Annotated in this window: 2 protein-coding genes; one reads left to right on the forward strand and one right to left on the reverse strand. The window is 64.4% G+C overall.

Annotated elements, in window-relative coordinates; genetic code table 11:
* Window positions 1-535 (forward strand): aldo/keto reductase (locus C9413_RS32440; RefSeq protein WP_170251629.1); only part of this gene is annotated, 535 nt, incomplete at its 5' end.
* Here the strand turns inward: C9413_RS32440 and C9413_RS32445 are convergent.
* On the reverse strand, window positions 532-924 hold a 393-nt coding region (locus C9413_RS32445), incomplete at its 5' end, for an MOSC domain-containing protein (RefSeq protein ID WP_170251630.1). The two genes, C9413_RS32440 and C9413_RS32445, sit on opposite strands and share 4 nt — an antisense overlap.

A 924-nucleotide genomic window follows, 5' to 3' on the forward strand; every position in this document is an offset into this window, starting at 1 on the left:
TCCCGAAGCCCTCAGGGCGGAGGGTAAGATCGACGCCTTCGGTTGGAGCACGGACTTCCCGGATCGCGCCGCCCGCCACGCAGGTTGCAAGGGCTTCGTATCCATACAGCACACGATGAATGTCTTTGAGCCGGTGCCGGCCATGATCGATGTGGTCGAGAAGAACGGCCTGCTGTCGATCAACCGCGGACCGCTGGCGATGGGGCTACTGAGCGGCAAGTTCACGCCGCAGAAGACAGTCGGGGCCAAGGATGTCCGGGCCACGAGCCTCGACTGGATGGTTTATTTCAAGGATGGGCGCATCGCGCCGGAATTCGCAGCCCGCCTGGAAGCCGTTCGCGACCTGCTGACCACCGGCGGCCGCACGCTGACACAAGGCGCTCTTGCGTGGTTATGGGCACGCTCGCCGCGTACGCTGCCTATTCCCGGTTTTCGCACGGTCGCCCAGGTTGAGGAAAACGCCGGCGCTTTGGAAAAGGGACCGCTGGCCCGGGATATGATGGCACGGATCGATGCGGCGCTAGCTGGCCGTTAACCCGCCGCGCGCATCTTGAAAGGCCAGCCTTCAGGCCGTTCCTCGATGATGGTGACGGCATCGCCGATGGCGATCCGGCCGGTGCCGCGCGGTACGGCATTCCAGCCGAAAATCACGCCGCGCACGCGGCGGTCTGCCGACATGCGGATGCGGCCCATGGCGGGCATCGGGTTTGGCACCTCGCGCGAGACCGTAATTTGGTGCTGGGTAGTCATGATGCCCCGGGCGCAGGGGTTCAAGCGATCGAAACGGATGGCGCAGATCTCGGTTGCCTCCCAGCGGACCTCCCTCCCGGCTTCGTCCGTATCTACAACAATGTTTGGCCCGCATGTCGCCACGCCGACGCTGCCCTCATACATCAAGTCGCGGTCGGCTTCTAGCGCTTTCCG

The sequence above is a fragment of the Rhizobium sp. SEMIA 4085 genome (genome assembly GCF_013004495.1).
Lineage (GTDB): Bacteria > Pseudomonadota > Alphaproteobacteria > Rhizobiales > Rhizobiaceae > Rhizobium > Rhizobium gallicum.